This is a genomic window from Mycobacterium sp. IDUB_37 (assembly GCF_055419245.1).
This window is the reverse complement of the sequence record NZ_JBVAXG010000012.1, coordinates 13,769-29,911: the sequence shown is the minus strand read 5'-3', so window position 1 is coordinate 29,911 and position 16,143 is coordinate 13,769. Positions and strand designations below refer to the sequence as shown.

Sequence of the window (16,143 nt, the reverse complement as noted above, 5' to 3'; positions counted from 1 at the left end):
GGTTGCTGATGCCGTCAGTCCGGGTTCCCGTGCCATATGTCTACTCAGGGGTCGCGCCCGACTTCGACCCGGCTTTGGACAGCGGTGACGGGAACCGGGGGCTGATCCGGACGCCGTTCAGCCATTCGGTGAGCCCGTCGGCGCGCTGCTGCAGCGCTTTGCTGCCGTCGGGTCCCGGATCCTCCAGCAGCTGCAGTTGGACGCGTCCATCGCTGTCTTGACACCACCCGCCCACGATCTGCCCGTTCCACCATGCGGTGGGACCGGCATTGCCGTTGCTGTCGAAAACCTGACCGCGGTGGTCGCCCAGATACCAGGCCCGCTCGGACCAACCCATGGTGGTGGGATCCAGACCCGGCAGCAACGCACACCACGGCGGCACTTGAGCTTCGGTGCCGAGGTCGTCGGCCAACGCGTATCCAGGGCTGCCGTGCAGGTCCACCTCTACCGCCCCGATGGCGGCGAGTGCGGCCCGTACTGCCGTCAGCGTGGTACCGAACCACCACTGGATGTCCGTCACGCTGGCGGGGCCAAACGTGCGCAGCCACCGCCGCGTGAGTTCGGCTCGAGCCGCCGCCTCGGGTACCGGGGGATTGCGTTCGACCAGCCACTCCTCGACGGCATGCCATCGTGGGCGCGACGACGTCCAGCTTCCGTCGTTGAGACCACGCACAATGTCGCCGCGTGCCGAAAGCGTCGTCAACACCCGTGGGGCAACAGGAACGGCACCGCCCCAACGCTTGCCGGGTGCCGGATCGTAGCTGCCGGCCAACTCGGGCAATGCGGCGCGCAACTCGGTGCTGCTCGCCGGACCCTGCTCACTCAGATGACGCAACACCGCGGCACCCGCGTTGCTGAGCCAACTTTCGCCATCGTCGGTCAACCCGCATTTGTGCAGGTCGGCGATCAGTCGGCGTCGCTCGTTGTCGGCCACTCGATCACTGGCCGCCGCCTGAATCAGCGCCAAGTCGTCGGCGTTGACCACCCACAACGTTCGCCGCATTGCCAGATGCTTTACCGCAGAACGGTTCTGGTACAGCATCCGGTCCAGGTCGGCGGTCACGAAGCGGGTGTTGCGTGCCCACAACGACAGGTACGGGGTGGCGGGATCAGTGGCGTGCAGCCCTATCAACCCGCCGGTAACCCGTGTTGCTGAACCCGCAACGGACAGAAAGTGCCGGCGCGCCAGTCGGTTTCGTCGCTCCGCGACGCTGAATTTTCGCAACGGCTCAGTAGGTGCGAGGCGTCATTGGGGCACCTTGGCGGCCATCTGATCGGCGATCTGCAGGGCCTGGTCGACGGTTCCCGGCGCACAGACATTGACGTCGATGACGATGTTCAGTACGGCGCTGAGCGCGTGCTGGCACGAAATGTCCTTCAGGCCGCTCGTCGGAGTCCGCCGCAGCGAGATCTTCGGCGGGTCGCCGACCACGTCTTGGAAGGCCCAGTCAATCTTCTTGCCGTTATTGGTCTGGGTGATCGTTCTGTTTGCGCATCCTCGCCATTGGGCCTGCTGTCCGGTCACGAAACTCATCGCCTGTTCGGCCGAAGCGAACACCACCGCACCCTGGACCACCACCCAGCCGGGGTTGACGTGTGGCCGCTGCACCATCTGGGCAAGTATCCCGGTGTAACCGCTGCTCTTGTACGTCCGGGCCTGGTAACCAATGAGCGCGCCGAGGCAGCTTTCGTCCGACAGCGAGTTCTCCGGGCCCGGGTCCTTGGTATCCGTGGTGTTGGGATCGGCAACCATCCCGGTGGCACCGACAACCGTGCCGATCTGTTCGGGGCTGAGCAGCAGCGATTGCAGTTGCGTGGGACTCAGGGTCGGTGCCGCGATGGTCGTGCTGCTGGCGGCAGTGGTGGGCGTGCCGGGGGTCAAGGTGGTGGTGGTCGCGCCGCTGCCGGCCTGATTTTCGCTGCCTTGACCAACAGTCAGCCAGATTCCGGTGCCGGCCAGCAGCACGACGGTCCCGACGACCAGTGGCCAGCGGTTGCGCTTAGTGGGCGGCGGTGCGGCGGGGGGCCAGTGCTGGTGCGGTGGCTGCGGTGCCGGAGTCCGCGGCGGTCCGGGAGGCTGCTGGTACGGCGGAGTCCAGGCGACTGGGCCGACCGGGCCGCTCGGTGGGGGAGTGAACTGTTGGGTGTGCGCGATGATGGTCGTTGCACGGTCCCGGTCCGGAGCGCTGAGGGCCTGTTTGGCGGCACGCGCGAGTTCACCGGCGGTCGGATAGCGTCCGGCGGGGTCCTTGGCCATGCCGTGGGCAATGACCTCGTCGAACGCTGTCGGGATGCCCGGCCGCACGTGACTCGGCCGCGGGATGGGCTGCATCAGGTGTGACGCCACCAGGGCGCTGAGGTTCTGGGTTTGGTAGGGCGGCGCGCCGGTGAGGCACTCGTACAGCACGCAGGAGAGCGAGTAGGTGTCGGAGCGGTAGGTGGTTTCGTCGTCGGAGAAGCGTTCGGGCGCCATATATCGCCAGCTGCCGACCGCGGTCCCGGTCTGGGTGAGTTGCTTGTCGGTGGCCGCCGCCGCGATACCGAAATCGACCAGATAGGCGAAGTCATCACCGGTGATCAGGATGTTTTCCGGCTTGATGTCACGGTGGATGACCCCAGCCCGGTGGGCGGCATCGAGTGCGGCGGCGATCTGGGTGATGATCGCGACCGCCCGGGGCGGCGGCAGGGCTCCCTCGCGCTTCAGTAGCGCGCTGAGATCGTCGCCCTCGATGAAGCGCATGTCGATGAACAGCTGATCGTCGATTTCCCCGAAGTCGTGGATGGGCACGATGTGGGGTTCTTGCAGCCGTCCGGCGGTATGGGCCTCACGCTGCATGCGCTGCCGGAACACCACGTCGGAGTTGTATTGCTCGGACATCAGTTTGAGTGCGACGGTGCGGTCTTTGACCGTGTCATGGGCTTCGTAGACTTCGCCCATTCCGCCGCGTCCCAGCAGTCTTCGGAGCCGGTAGGGACCGAACTGCTGGCCCGCCCGAGAAGTCGGCACGGTCTCACTCATCGGTGCGCATCGACTCCCGGATCTTCGCCAAACGCTCAGCTGCCGCGCGCTGACGTTCCTCGTACTGCTCCTCGACGGCGCGGCCGTCGGCGGTGTCCGCAGCGAGTTCCTCGGCGCCCAGCGCGGTCGCGTAGCGGGACTCGATCTTCTCTCGCACCGAGTCGAACGTCGGTACGCCTGCGCGGTCGAACCCGGGGTCGGGTGGTTGGTCGGGCATGCCCGCAACGTTACTTGTGCTGATTTGGGAATTGACGCGACCGATCAACGTGGCGGATCGCGGCGTATCCGGCGCCAGCTAATGCGGTTTGGCCAGCGGGAACGGCAGCGTTTCGCGGATGCTCCGCCCAGTGATCAGCATGACGACCCTGTCGACGCCCATGCCGAGGCCGCCGGTGGGAGGCATCGCGTATTCCATCGCCTGCAGGAAGTCCTCGTCGAGCTCCATCGCCTCCGGGTCGCCGCCGGCGGCCAGCAGCGACTGTTCTTCAAGGCGTCGCCGCTGCTCGACGGGATCGGTGAGCTCGCTGTAGGCAGTGCCGAGCTCGACGCCCCACGCCACCAGGTCCCAGCGTTCAGCGACACCCCTCTTACTGCGATGAGGCCTGGTCAGCGGTGACACGGACGTCGGAAAGTCGGTGTAGAAGGTCGGATGCTCGGTGCGGTCCTCGACGAGGTGTTCGTACAACTCCAGGACCACGGCACCGGCGTCCCAGTAGCCCCGGTAGGGAATGTGGACGGCGTCGCACAGTCGGCGGAGCGTGGTCAGGTCGGTGTCGGCGTCGATGTGCTCACCGAGTGCTTCGGACACCGCATCATGGACGGTCTTCACCGGCCAGATGCCGGAGATGTCCACCGGCTCGAGACGCCCGTCCTGGCTATTGGAATCATCCTGAGTTCGGGGCCGCATCGCCGTCTGCGTGCCATTCGCGGCCTGCGCGGCATTCTGGATGATTTCGCGGCAGCCGTCGATCCACACCGTGTAGTCGGCATGGGCCTGATAGGCCTCCAGCAAGGTGAACTCGGGGTTATGGCTGAAGTCGACGCCCTCGTTGCGGAAGGCCCGGCCGAGTTCGAAGACCCGCTCGACACCACCCACACAGAGTCGCTTCAGGTACAACTCCGGCGCAATCCGCAAGAACAGGTCCATGGTGTACGCGTTGATGTGGGTGACGAACGGGCGGGCCGTCGCCCCGCCGTGAATCTGCTGCAGGATCGGCGTCTCGACCTCGATGAATCCCTTGCCGAACAACGTGTCCCGGATCGAGCGCAACACGCTGCTGCGAGCCGTGATGAGATCGCGGGACTCCGTGTTGACCGCCAGGTCGACGTAGCGGGTCCGCACCCGGGCTTCCGGGTCGGTCAGACCTTTCCACTTATCCGGAAGGGGCCGTAGGCATTTTCCGGTCAGCCGCCAACTGCTGACGATCAACGCCTGGTTGCCTTTATCGCTGAAACCCATGTGACCGGTCATCTCCACCAGGTCACCGAGATCGATCGATGCGTTGAAGTCGGCAGCGCGTCCCTGTTCCAGACGTGAATTGTCCAGCAGCACTTGCATTTCGCCGGACCAGTCGCGCAGCTGCGCAAACAACACGCCGCCGTAGTTACGGATCCGCAAGATGCGTCCGGCCACCGAGACGGCGGTCTGGTCGTCGGCCGTCAGCGCCTCGGCGACGGTATGACTGGGGGCCTGACCCACCGGATACGCGTCAACTCCGTTGTCGCGCAGCTTCTTCAGCTTGGCCAGCCGCACTCGCACCTGTTCGGGTTGGCGGCGCAGCCCTTCGTCGCCGTCGGGCAGCTCATCGACATCTATGCCACTGACATCGGGTGCCGAGCCGTCTTGATGCAACAAACCCGAGTCCGCCAGGCGCTGGGGTACGGCGGAATGGTGCCCGGTGTGCACTTTGTCCCGCCGGGTGAACGGCAACGACAGGAAGCCCTCGGCAAGCGCCGAGGCGACCCCGACCTTCGGAAATGCCCGGGCGTCGTCGTAGCAGGCGTAGCGAGGAACCCATTCGGGCTGATATTTGTCGTTGGATCGATACAACGTCTCGATTTGCCACCAGCGTGAGAAGAACACCAGCAGCCCGCGCCACAACCGTGCGACCGGGCCGGCGCCGAGTTGTTCCCCCTGCTCAAAGGCCGACCGGAATACGGCGAAGTTCAACGAAATCCGGCTGATACCGAGATTTTCGGCATGCAGGGTGAACTCGCTGACCATCAATTCGATGGTGCCGTTCGGGGACTCCCGGGACCGGCGCATCAGGTCCAGCGAGGCGCCGGTGGTGCCCCACGGCACCAGGGACAGCATTGCCACTACCTCGCCGGCCGGGTTCATTGCTTCCACCAGCAGGCAGTCGGAGTCCGCCGGGTCGCCCAGCCGGCCGAGCGCCATGGAGAAGCCGCGTTCAGATTCGGTGTCGCGCCAGCCGTCTGCCCGCTCGACCGTTTGGGTCATCTCCTCCTCGGAGATATCGCCGTGGCGCCGGACGCGCACTGTCAGCCCGGCCCGACGGGCCCGCGTCACCGCTTGGCGCACGCCGCGCATCTCCGGACCGGACAATTTGAATTCGGCCGGCCGCAGGATCGCCTCGTCGCCCAGTTCCAGCGCATTGAGTCCGGCGTCGCGGTATGCCTGCGCGCCCTCCGAACTGGCCCCCATGACGCCCGGGGCCCAGCCGTAGGTTTGGCACAGCTGCAGCCAGGCTGCGATGGCCTGTGGCCAGGCCTTCGGGTCGCCCACCGGATCACCGCTGGCCAGGCAGACACCGATCTCGACGCGGTAGGTGAGGGCGGCGCGGCCGCTGGGGGCGAAGACCACCGACTTGTCGCGACGTGTTGCGAAGTACGCCAGCGAATCATTCTTTCCCCACAACTCGACCAACCCACGGATCGCGGACTCGTCCTCACCGGTCAGGGCGTTGTCGGCGCGTTGGGACAGGAACAGCACGATGGTGGCCGCGATCAGCGCGAATGCGCCGAACAACCCGAAGATGGCATTGAGGAAAACGTGCGGTCGGCCGGTGAACAGATCGGACTCCAGCAAGCCGAACCCGATCACCCGGTTGGCCACGTAAGGCAGCCGGTCCGGTGCCGCCAGAGTTCCGGGGAACATCTCCACCAAGCCCCAGGAGGCCAGGATCCCGATGGCGCCGCCGACTACCAGAACCCCGGCGGCTCGGAACAGTGCGCCACGCCGCACCTTTGCCCAGAACTCGCGATAGCCCAGCACCAGCAGGACAATCGTCACCACGTGGAAGGCGAACCCGAGGTTCTCGCCGAACGCCTCGGCCGGCGTGTTGCCGCCCGCGGCGATGTCGGCGACATTCACCACGGCGTGCACCACCATGTTGCCGAGCAGCACCAACCATGCGATGCGCTTGCGCGCGGTCAGCGCAGCGGCAAGTAGGGCAAGTACGAAAGACCAGGCGAAGCTGGTGTCGGGGAAGTTGAACAGATAGCTGTTGATGAAGACCCGCGGCTTGTGGATGAGCCATCGGATCAGGGGCGAGATGCTGGCCAGCAGCGACGCGGTCGCGATGACGCCGACCGTCCAACCGGCCAGCGCGGGCAGCCAGTGGTATCGGGACGTCGCTCGGCGCGTCGAGAGGGACTTGATTGCAGTCACAAACCGCGAGGATATTCGTTGTTGCCGTGAAATACCTGACGATGCCACGCACCAGCTACGTCGGATTTGAGGTCGGAGCCGACAAGGCCAGGATGAGCCGCGTGTCGTCCCTGGATCCGACGGCAGCGGACGGCTGAGTCGGCGCAATGCCGAGAAGGTGCGTCCTGGCTGCTAGACTGACCGCTGCGACCATCCCGGCGAAGGCCAGGGACAGTTAAGTGGAGTCCCACTCCCACCGGTTGCCACGAAATGGCTCGAGTTTCTATAGAGCTCTTCCAGGCAATTCGGTCCGGTCACAGGCATCTTGACATGCCTGTTCTGCGCGTGTCGCAGGCGGCTTGACCAGTTCAAGCCTCGATCGGTCGGCATTGGGCCCTGCTTTTTGCAGGGCTTTTTTGCTGATGGTTGGTGTCCTCCCACCGCTGTTTCCGGCTGGGGTCCAGGTTTGGGCCGCACTGAACTAGCAGCCAACGAGGGAGGCCCCATCAGCACTGAGACCCGCGTCAATGAGCGCATTCGCGTGCCTGAAGTTCGATTGATCGGCCCCGGTGGGGAGCAGGTAGGCATCGTGCGTATCGAAGACGCACTTCGCGTCGCCGCCGATGCCGATCTCGACCTCGTCGAAGTAGCCCCCAACGCCAGGCCGCCGGTCTGCAAGATCATGGACTACGGCAAGTACAAGTACGAGGCGGCTCAGAAAGCGCGCGAATCGCGCAAGAACCAGCAGCAGACCGTCGTCAAAGAGCAAAAGCTACGACCCAAGATCGACGACCACGACTACGAAACCAAGAAGGGCCACGTGGTCCGCTTCCTGGAAGCAGGGTCGAAGGTCAAGGTGACCATCATGTTCCGCGGACGCGAGCAGTCCCGGCCGGAGTTGGGTTATCGATTGCTGCAGCGTCTGGGCTCCGATGTCGCCGAATACGGATTCGTGGAGACGTCGGCCAAGCAGGACGGCCGCAACATGACGATGGTGCTGGCACCGCACCGCGGCGCGAAGACTCGCGCCAGGGCGCAGCATCCGGATCAACCGGGGGCGGGCCCAGCCGACACGGCTGGATAACGCCAGACCGATACAGAACCACCGTGCAGCACCATGCCGCACCAAGATCAGAAACTGACGAGGACCGAGGAAACATGCCTAAGGCCAAGACCCACAGCGGGGCTTCGAAGCGGTTCCGGCGCACCGGCACCGGGAAGATCGTTCGGCAGAAAGCCAACCGTCGGCACTTGCTCGAGCACAAGGCGACCAAGCGCACCCGGCGTCTGGATGGCCGCACGGTCGTCGCGGCCAACGACACCAAGCGGGTCAAAGCACTGCTGAACGGCTAGCTCGACGCGCCGTACCGGCGCACCCCCAAAGACAGCGGGCTGGCGGCAGCCCCCGACCGAATTTTGAACGAGAGTAGGAACAACCAATGGCACGCGTGAAGCGGGCGGTAAACGCCCACAAGAAGCGGCGCAGCGTCCTGAAAGCTTCGAAGGGCTACCGCGGGCAGCGCTCCCGGCTCTACCGCAAGGCCAAAGAGCAGCAGCTGCATTCGCTGCAGTACGCATACCGTGACCGCCGCGCTCGCAAGGGCGAGTTCCGCAAGCTGTGGATCTCGCGTATCAACGCGGCCGCGCGTGCCAACGACATCACCTACAACCGGTTGATCCAGGGCCTCAAGGCCGCTGGCATCGAGGTGGACCGCAAGAACCTTGCCGACATCGCGATCACCGATGCAGCGGCGTTCACCGCGCTGGTCGAGGTTGCGCGGGCAGCACTGCCTGAGGACGTCAACGCACCCTCGGGAGAGGCCGCCTAACCGGCGCCCTCCCGTGCTCACCGAACGCTCGGCCCGAGTGGTCGCGGCGGTCAAGCTGCATCGTCATGTCGGCAGGCGCCGCGAGGGGCGGTTCCTGGCCGAAGGACCCAACCTGGTCGCGGCGGCGCTGCAGCGCGGGCTGGTCCGCGACGTTTTCGCCACCGAGGATGCGGCCCGGCGGCACCAGAGCTTGGTGGCCGGGCGGCAGGCGCCGGTGCACTTTGTCACCGAGCGGGCCGCAAAAGCGCTGTCGGACACCGTTACTCCGACGGGGTTGGTCGCGGTGTGCGAAATACCGGACACCAGCCTCGATGCGGTGTTGAGCGGGTCTCCGCAGCTGATTGTGGTCGCCGTGGAGATCGGTGAGCCCGGAAATGCGGGCACGCTGATCCGCATTGCCGATGCGATGGGTGCTGCGGCGGTGGTTCTGGCCGGGCATAGCGTCGACCCCTACAACGGCAAGTGTCTGCGCGCCTCGACCGGCAGCATCTTCACGATCCCGGTCGTCGTCGCGCCCGACGCTCCGGCCGCTCTCACTGGAATGCGGGAGGCCGGTATGCAGGTGTTGGCAACCACCGTGGACGGCGAGACGACGCTCGATGACGCGGAGAAGTTGCTCGGCCAGTCGACGGCGTGGGTGCTCGGACCGGAATCGCAGGGCTTGCCGGCCGACGTCGCGCGGTTAGCAGATCATCGGGTCCGAATTCCGATGGCGGGCGGGGCGGAAAGTCTCAATGTTGCTGCTGCGGCGGCGATCTGCCTGTACCAGAGCGCGCGGGCACTGCGGCTCGGTTTGCCCGCCTGACTGCAAACAACCTTCGCCAAGGGCCGTAACGGCAAATCGAACACCGGCGTCAATGCCGGTGAATCTTGTCGCGACATTCGAAATTCAATAACAGGTCGTCTAACCCGCGACTGTTACCGTTTAACTTGCGTTGAATAATTGACGCCTATGCAGCAGGTTTCCAATGAAGGGGAACTATGTCACTTCTGCGCGTGCTGCCCGATTTCGTGGCGGAAGCAAGTGGAAACCTGCAGAAAATCGGCTCTGACCTGCGCGCCGCCAACGCGGCGGCGGCGACTCAGACGACCGCCATCGTGGCTCCGGCCATCGATGAGGTGTCGGCGGCCATTACCTCTGTATTCGGCACGCATGCCCTGCAATTCCAAACAGTGAGTGCTCGAGCCTCAGACTTTCACGATCAGTTTGTGAATTTGTTGAATGGCGGGGCCGCTCGGTACGTAGGCACCGAGGCGGCTAATGCCCAGCAGGCATTGGCGAGTGCAGTGAATGCGCCGGCCGCGGGGTTGCTCGGCACGGCCGAACCCGCGGCGTTGAATCAGGTCACCAACTTGGGCCCGATCTCGATCATTGGCAGCGTGGGCCCGCAAGGCGTATTTCAGACCGTGACGCTAAACGGCGCATTCGGGCCGTTGGCTTCCGTGTCGCTGAACGCGGCTTCTATCGTTGCCTCTGATCGAACCGGGTACAGCGGATTGATCGCGAATATCAACGGAGCAGTGAACACGCCACTCGGTCCGGTTGAGTGGTTTTCGTTCAGTGGGAGCCACCTTGCCACTGCCACCGGCCAATTCGCGACCTCCTTCAGTCAATCTGGTCCACTCGGCCCGGAAGGTATCGCAGTCAGCGGGTCATTGCCCTTCGGAATCACCGGAGGCTCGATCAGCACCACGGGTCTGCAGTTCTGGTTCGAAGGGACCCGGTTCGGCGTGACGCCGCTGTTCCTGCAGAGATTCGGTCTGGGTTAGTCAGGATCGCTAGGCGGCGCGGCTGCGGCCCCGCGCCGGTCGCAGGCCGGCGATCGACAGCGTGCTGTGCACCAGCGAGCCGGCGCGTTCCATCAAGGCCCGTGCGGGATCCAGCGGGGATTTCGGCCGCGGCGGGAAGTAATGCATGGGCAGGCCACGACGGTCTCGTGGGGGGCCCATGAACGAGGGCGCTTCGACCAGCGGCGCGTCCGTGCGGGACCTCCCCTCCGCGCGGCGGTAGGCCGCCAAAGCCCGCGGGTGCAGCCGGATCTCGTCAGGCACGGCGATGAAAGCCAACTCCACCAGCTTGCCGAACAATCGCAGCAGGATCTCGTCCCCTGGTGTCCAGCGCAGGCCCGCCTTTTCCCGGACGGCCGGCTCGAACAGCCCCGCCGCGATCCAGCGCTGACCCGCAACCAGGGGTTTCAGAATCTGATCCCAGATCGGCGTGGGCATGAGCACGAATCTTGGCTTGGGAATGCGGATCTCGAAGATGTCCAGGACTGCCTGATTGATCTCCAACTCCTCGCGGCCGACCCGCTCCCAGTACTCCTGAAATTCTTCCCACGTCTTCGGCACCGGGCGCATGCTCATTCCGTACATCCGGTACCACTGCACGTGCTCGTCGAATAGTTGGCGCTTCTCGGCTTCGGTCAAGCCGCCGCAGAAGTATTCCGCCACCTTCACGACGAGCATGAAGAACGTCGCGTGCGCCCAGTAGAACGTCTCGGGGTTCAGCGCGTGATAGCGGCGTCCTACGCTGTCGACTCCCTTGATGGTTTGGTGGTAGCCCTTGATCTGTTGGCCGGTCTGGGCCGCCCGCTCGCCGTCATAGACGACGCCCATGATCGGGTACACCGACCGCGCCACGCGCTGCAGTGGTTCGCGCAACAGGATGGAGTGTTCTTCGACTCCCGCGCCCAGCTCCGGATACATGTTCTGAATCGCGCCGATCCAGATGCCCATCATCCCGGTGCGCAGGTCACCGAAATATTTCCAGGTCAGCGAATCGGGCCCGAGAGGGTCAGCTGTCGTAGATGTCACGGTCATGACGGCCTCCCGAGCCCCTGATTTCCGCCCACGATAAACGCTGACAACACACGTTGTCTACGTGATCCGCACGTGTCGGCGCAGGGTTTATCGAGTAGTTATCCAGTCGTGCGGGCAAGCGCAGTGGTAAGGAATCGATGAACTATTTCGTAATCAGTCCAAACAGGTTTGAACTGAGTCGATACGGGCCACATGTGAGCATCGGTCGTCGTTGGTGCTCGGCAACTCGGGGGAGATTGACATGTCGTTTGTAAGCGTGGCAACGGACGCTGCGGCGGATGCGATTGCGGCTCTGCAGGGCCTTGGCCCCCAAGTGGAGGGAGCCTCGGCGGCGGCTGCGGCACCCACCTCGGGCATAGCCGCCGCGGCCCAAGACGAGGTGTCAGCCGCGATTGCCCGGGTCTTCGGTGACTTTGGCCGGGAGTTCCAATCCGTCAGCGCGCAGGCGCAGGCGTTTCAGCAGCGATTCCTCGGCAACCTGGGAGCCGGCTTCGCTCAATATGCGAACGCGGAAGCCGCCAATGTCCAGCAAGCGTTGAGCGCGATCATCCCGATTGGTGGCCTGACGGCTGCGCCTGTCAGCTATCCGGTCTTGGACTACTCGACTCCGTTCGGTCCGATCAATCTGACCCTGTATGGGCAGTCCAGCGGACTGACATACGCGTTCAGCGAAGGATTTTTGAACGTACCCACGCCTCTCGCGCTTCTCTACGACACAGTCAGTCCATTTGCAAACGTGGCCCTCTCAGTCAGGTCTGGGGCGATCGCCTTCAACACCGCGATGCAGACTGGAAATCCTGGCGGCGCCGCGACGGCGCTCCTTCAAACACCGTTCAATGCCCTGGGTAGTTTCTTCTTCGGCGGAAATACAGTTACCGGATCGGTGGAGGTCAATCCGCTGACGGGCTACACGGCCTTCGACTACAACTTCCCCGTCGGCGGCCTATTTTCGCCTGTGTCGCCCGCTATCGTGACGCTGCACGGCACCGGAGGGACGTCAACAATCATTCCCCTGGATGGCACTCAGTTCGGCGGTCCCTTTGCCGGCCTGGGGAGCGAGATAACGCGCCTACTCACCCGAACGTGAACGGCTCGGCTGGTGCGATCTCTTTGCCGCCGCGGCGGTGTGAGCAGCGCGTTTGTTGTCAAGTGTGACGCGAGTGGCGTAGACCTCGTTGCCTGCCCCAGTGGAAACCGCCTACCCTGGCCGAGTGGAGGTCGGGGCTGGCGAAGCGGAGTCCGACGCGACCGAACAGACTGCAACAGCCGTAGCGGCGGACTCTCGGCGGAGAAAAACCCCAGCTCAGTGGCTTAAGAGCACCAACACCAGTCCAGACGCTGTGCAGTTCTTCAAGCGGGCGCGGCGCTTCCTGCCCGGTGACCCCGAGTTCGGCGATCCGCTGTCGACAGCCGGAGAGGGTGGTCCCCGAGCCGCCGCGCGCGCCGCCGACCGCCTGCTGGGGGATCGCGACGCGGCCTCGCGTGAGGTCGGCCTCGGTGTCTTGCAGGTCTGGCAAGCCATGACCGAGGCTGTCTCACGGAAACCGGCAAACCCCGAGGTGACACTCGTGTTCACCGATCTGGTGGGATTTTCGACTTGGTCGTTGCAGGCGGGGGACGATGCGGCGCTGACTTTGCTGCGCCAGGTTGCCCGTGCCGTCGAGTCCCCGCTGCTGGAAGCGGGCGGACACATCGTCAAGCGGATGGGCGACGGGATCATGGCGGTCTTCCGTCGACCCGGGGTTGCGGTCAAGGCGGTGATTGCCGCCCAAGAAGCAATCAAATCCGTTGAAGTCGAAGGTTATTCGCCTCGTATGCGAGCGGGTATCCATACCGGCCGTCCGCAACGACTGGGTTCGGACTGGCTGGGCGTGGACGTGAACATCGCTGCGCGAGTGATGGAGCGCGCCACCAAGGGCGGCGTCATGGTGTCGAGTCCGACGCTCGATTTGATCCCGCAGAGTGAGTTGGACGCAATGGGCGTGACCGCCAAAAGGGCACGCAGGCCGATGTTTTCCAGCAAACTGACAGGGATTCCGCCGGACTTAGCGATATATCGCTTGAAGACTGATAGGGAGTTGTCAGCTGGCGATAACACGGATGAGACAAACGCCCATGCATAGTGGTTAGTAATGATCTCTGACATTTTGGCTCGGCTGTCGCGTGTCCGCTTCACGGTGGGCTACGTGGCAGCTCTGTTCGCGATCAGCACCACGATGCTGATGCTGAGCCCGCAGGCGCACGACCGGGTGATCCGGCATGCGAGCACCAACCTGCACAACTTGTCGCACGGACGCCTGGGAACGCTGCTGGGCAGCGCGTTTGTCGTCGAAGCCGGGCCGCTCTACTTCTGGCTGCCTTTCTTGACGTGTTTGCTCGTGCTGGCCGAACTGCAACTTCACACCATTCGCCTCGTCCTCACTTTTCTCGTCGGCCACATCGGAGCGACGCTGGTGGTGGCCGCGGCCTTGGCCACGGCCGTCAAGTTCGGGTGGATGCCGTGGTCGGTCACTCGAGCCAGCGATGTCGGAATGAGCTATGGCGCCCTCGCCGTGCTCGGGGGTCTGACCGCCGCGATTCCCCGGCAGTTCCGGCCGGCGTGGATTGTCTGGTGGTTTGCCGTGAGCGTGTCGGCCGCGGTCATCGGTGGTGAGTTCACCAATGCCGGCCACGCCGTCGCGCTGATGCTGGGAATGCTGGTCGGCACGCGGTTCCCCGGATCTGCGCACTGGACGCCGGTGCGGTTCGTGATGCTCGTCAATTCGGCCGGATTCGGGTTCCTGGTACTGGCGCACAGCATGTGGGGGATGGCCGCCGGGATTGTGTTCGGGGTGCTGGGGGCGCTGGTCGCCTACGTCGCGACGCGTCGTTTCTTACCAAGCCCGGAGCGTGACCCGGCGTCTGAGTCGACAGTCGCCCCTCCGCAGCAGGTGCTGACCGCAAACTGATGAGCTCAGGCAAACTCTGGGCAATTTGCGAAACGTTCGCTTCACCAGGCGAAATATGTCCTCTCAGGTCAAATTCATGTTTGCCACAAATGAAAAATTCGGATTGTGGCTATAAATTGAAAAATTATTGACGAAGTGTCAATGTGACCCGGTCGCGATGAGTCGATCGGAGGCCGGGCATGTCGTATGTGATCGCGGACCCGCAGGTAGTGGCTGCTGCCGCGAGCGATCTGGCGGAGGTTCGTTGGGGTGTGGTCGCAGCCAACGCCGCCGCGGTAAAGACGACGGGCGTGGCGGCTGCGGCAGCCGACGAGGTATCGACCGCCATCGCGGCGGCGTTCGGCGCCTACGGCCAGGAATATCGCGCGGTCAGCGCGCAGGTGGACGTATTCCATGCCCGTTTCGTGCAGGCGTTGGCGTCCGGCGCGGGTGCTTACGCCAGCGCGGAAGCGGCTAACGCGTCCGTCCTGGGCACCCTTGAGCAGCAGTTGCTCAATCTCATCAATGCACCCACTCAACTGCTGTTGGGACGTGCCCTGATCGGTGATGGCGCCGACGCGTCGGTGGCGGGCGGTCGTGGCGCAGATGGCGGCCTGCTGTACGGCAGCGGAGGCGACGGTGCAGGCGGCGGGGCCGGTCAGCCGGGCGGCGCGGGTGGCAACGCAGGGTTATTGGGCAGCGGCGGTGCCGGCGGGCGGGGCGGTTCCGGCGCCGTCGGTGGTGCCGGCGGCAATGCCGGACTGTTCGGCAACGGCGGTCCCGGCGGCAATGGTGGGGCAGCCCCGGGTGGTGGCAATCCCGGCGCCGGCGGTGCCGGCGGGCGTCCCGGACTGCTGTTCGGCCAGCCCGGGATTGCCGGAGTGTCGGGCGGCAGCACACCTCCGTTTCCGCCCGGAGACGGCGTTTTCTCGCCCTACGTCGACATGACCCTGTTCCCGCAATTCGACTTCGCGGGCGCCGCCGGCCTCGGTGGCATCGACGACGTGACGCTCGGCTTCATCACCGCCAACTCAATGGGTCAGGCGGCCTGGGGTGGTTTCGACGCCTACTCGATCAACGGCGGCAACCTGCTGTACCAGATCAACGACCAGGTCACCGCCATGAACCAGGCAGGCATCCACGCCACCGTCTCGTTCGGCGGCGCGGCCGGCCAGGAGCTTGCCCTGGTGACTCTCAACGTGAACGACTTGGCCGCGAAATACGGATCCGTGATGGATGCCTACGGCTTTCAAAAGCTCGACTTCGATATCGAAGGCGCCGCCGTAGGTGACATCGCATCACTTACGCGTCGCTCGCAGGCCATCGCCATCTTGCAGGCCGACGGAATCGCCAGCGGTAAGCCGGTGGAAGTCTCATTCACGCTTCCGGTAATGCCGACCGGTCTCACCGCCGACGGCCTACGAGTGGTGCAGAACGCTATCGACAATGGCGTGGACATCGGGCACGTGAACATCATGGCGATGGATTACTTCGACCCGGGCTTGCCATATGCCGGAAAAATGGGTGACTACGCGATTGACGCGGCTAAAGCTGTCCACGCGCAATTGACGCCGCTTTATCCAACGAAGACCTCCGCAGAGATCTGGGCAATGGTCGACGTGACGCCAATGATTGGTGTCAATGACGATCCGGCCGAGATTTTCACTCTTGTTGACGCACAGAAGCTGACCGATTTTGCGGAGCAGAACGGTCTCGGTGGACTGCACATGTGGTCGGCGAACCGCGACTTCCCAGGTCCGTTGGGTGTCCTGTCGAATACCAGCAGTGGTGTGAGTCAGAACCCCTGGGAGTTCTCCCACACGTTCGAGGAGTTCGACGACACCTGATTCATATCCACCTCGGAATTGAATATCGACTCATATCGAGATAACTAACACCGCTGTGCGATCCGTCGCTGCATCCGCGGTGGTGTCAGAG

The 16,143-nt window shown here is 64.3% G+C and carries 14 protein-coding genes; 9 read left to right on the top strand and 5 right to left on the bottom strand.

Features of this window, described 5'->3' with window-relative positions:
- Window positions 1–40: 40 nt before the first annotated feature.
- The 4 genes from ACZY1I_RS28375 to lysX form a co-directional block, all read right to left on the bottom strand.
- Entirely contained in the window at window positions 41–1,225 is a 1,185-nt protein-coding gene (locus ACZY1I_RS28375; RefSeq protein ID WP_463760456.1) for a winged helix DNA-binding domain-containing protein, read from the bottom strand.
- 21 nt (window positions 1,226–1,246) lie between these two features.
- A complete protein-coding gene (locus ACZY1I_RS28370) occupies window positions 1,247–3,019 on the bottom strand; it encodes a serine/threonine-protein kinase PknH/PknJ (RefSeq protein WP_463760453.1) in 1,773 nt (590 codons plus the stop codon).
- Window positions 3,012–3,236, bottom strand: coding sequence for a hypothetical protein (locus ACZY1I_RS28365; protein WP_463760450.1), 225 nt, complete (start codon window positions 3,234–3,236; stop codon window positions 3,012–3,014). Before ACZY1I_RS28365 ends, ACZY1I_RS28370 begins: the two co-directional genes overlap by 8 nt.
- A 78-nt stretch (window positions 3,237–3,314) precedes the next feature.
- Entirely contained in the window at window positions 3,315–6,650 is a 3,336-nt protein-coding gene (gene lysX / locus ACZY1I_RS28360; RefSeq protein WP_463760447.1) for a bifunctional lysylphosphatidylglycerol synthetase/lysine--tRNA ligase LysX, read from the bottom strand.
- Window positions 6,651–7,134: 484 nt separating this feature from the next.
- On the opposite strand from lysX, the gene infC reads away from it, so the two are divergent.
- From infC to ACZY1I_RS28335, 5 genes are all read left to right on the top strand, one after another.
- The gene (gene infC, locus ACZY1I_RS28355) at window positions 7,135–7,713 is read left to right on the top strand and encodes a translation initiation factor IF-3 (protein ID WP_463760753.1); all 579 of its coding nucleotides are present in this window, start codon (window positions 7,135–7,137) and stop codon (window positions 7,711–7,713) included.
- A 74-nt stretch (window positions 7,714–7,787) separates the two neighbouring features.
- Window positions 7,788–7,982, top strand: coding sequence for a 50S ribosomal protein L35 (rpmI, locus tag ACZY1I_RS28350; RefSeq protein ID WP_463760445.1), 195 nt, complete (start codon window positions 7,788–7,790; stop codon window positions 7,980–7,982).
- Between the two features lie 86 nt (window positions 7,983–8,068).
- Window positions 8,069–8,458, top strand: coding sequence for a 50S ribosomal protein L20 (gene rplT / locus ACZY1I_RS28345; RefSeq protein ID WP_463760443.1), 390 nt, complete (start codon window positions 8,069–8,071; stop codon window positions 8,456–8,458).
- Window positions 8,459–8,471: 13 nt separating this feature from the next.
- Entirely contained in the window at window positions 8,472–9,263 is a 792-nt protein-coding gene (locus ACZY1I_RS28340) for a TrmH family RNA methyltransferase (RefSeq protein ID WP_463760440.1), read from the top strand.
- Window positions 9,264–9,439: 176 nt separating this feature from the next.
- Entirely contained in the window at window positions 9,440–10,228 is a 789-nt protein-coding gene (locus ACZY1I_RS28335) for a PE family protein (RefSeq protein ID WP_463760437.1), read from the top strand.
- A gap of 9 nt (window positions 10,229–10,237) precedes the next feature.
- Here the strand turns inward: ACZY1I_RS28335 and ACZY1I_RS28330 are convergent, their stop codons facing one another.
- Entirely contained in the window at window positions 10,238–11,278 is a 1,041-nt protein-coding gene (locus ACZY1I_RS28330; protein WP_463760435.1) for an oxygenase MpaB family protein, read from the bottom strand.
- Between the two features lie 214 nt (window positions 11,279–11,492).
- Between ACZY1I_RS28330 and ACZY1I_RS28325 the strand changes: the two genes are divergently transcribed.
- The 4 genes from ACZY1I_RS28325 (at window position 11,493) to ACZY1I_RS28310 (ending at window position 16,052) form a co-directional block, all read left to right on the top strand.
- Window positions 11,493–12,365: a PE family protein gene (locus tag ACZY1I_RS28325; RefSeq protein ID WP_463760751.1), complete on the top strand. Its 873-nt coding sequence runs from the start codon at window positions 11,493–11,495 to the stop codon at window positions 12,363–12,365.
- 124 nt (window positions 12,366–12,489) lie between these two features.
- A complete protein-coding gene (locus ACZY1I_RS28320; protein ID WP_463760433.1) occupies window positions 12,490–13,401 on the top strand; it encodes an adenylate/guanylate cyclase domain-containing protein in 912 nt (303 codons plus the stop codon).
- Window positions 13,402–13,410: 9 nt separating this feature from the next.
- Complete coding sequence (locus ACZY1I_RS28315; RefSeq protein ID WP_463760431.1) at window positions 13,411–14,226, top strand: rhomboid-like protein; 816 nt, start codon at window positions 13,411–13,413, stop codon at window positions 14,224–14,226.
- A 179-nt stretch (window positions 14,227–14,405) separates the two neighbouring features.
- The gene (locus tag ACZY1I_RS28310; protein ID WP_463760428.1) at window positions 14,406–16,052 is read left to right on the top strand and encodes a PE domain-containing protein; all 1,647 of its coding nucleotides are present in this window, start codon (window positions 14,406–14,408) and stop codon (window positions 16,050–16,052) included.
- Window positions 16,053–16,143: the final 91 nt, after the last annotated feature.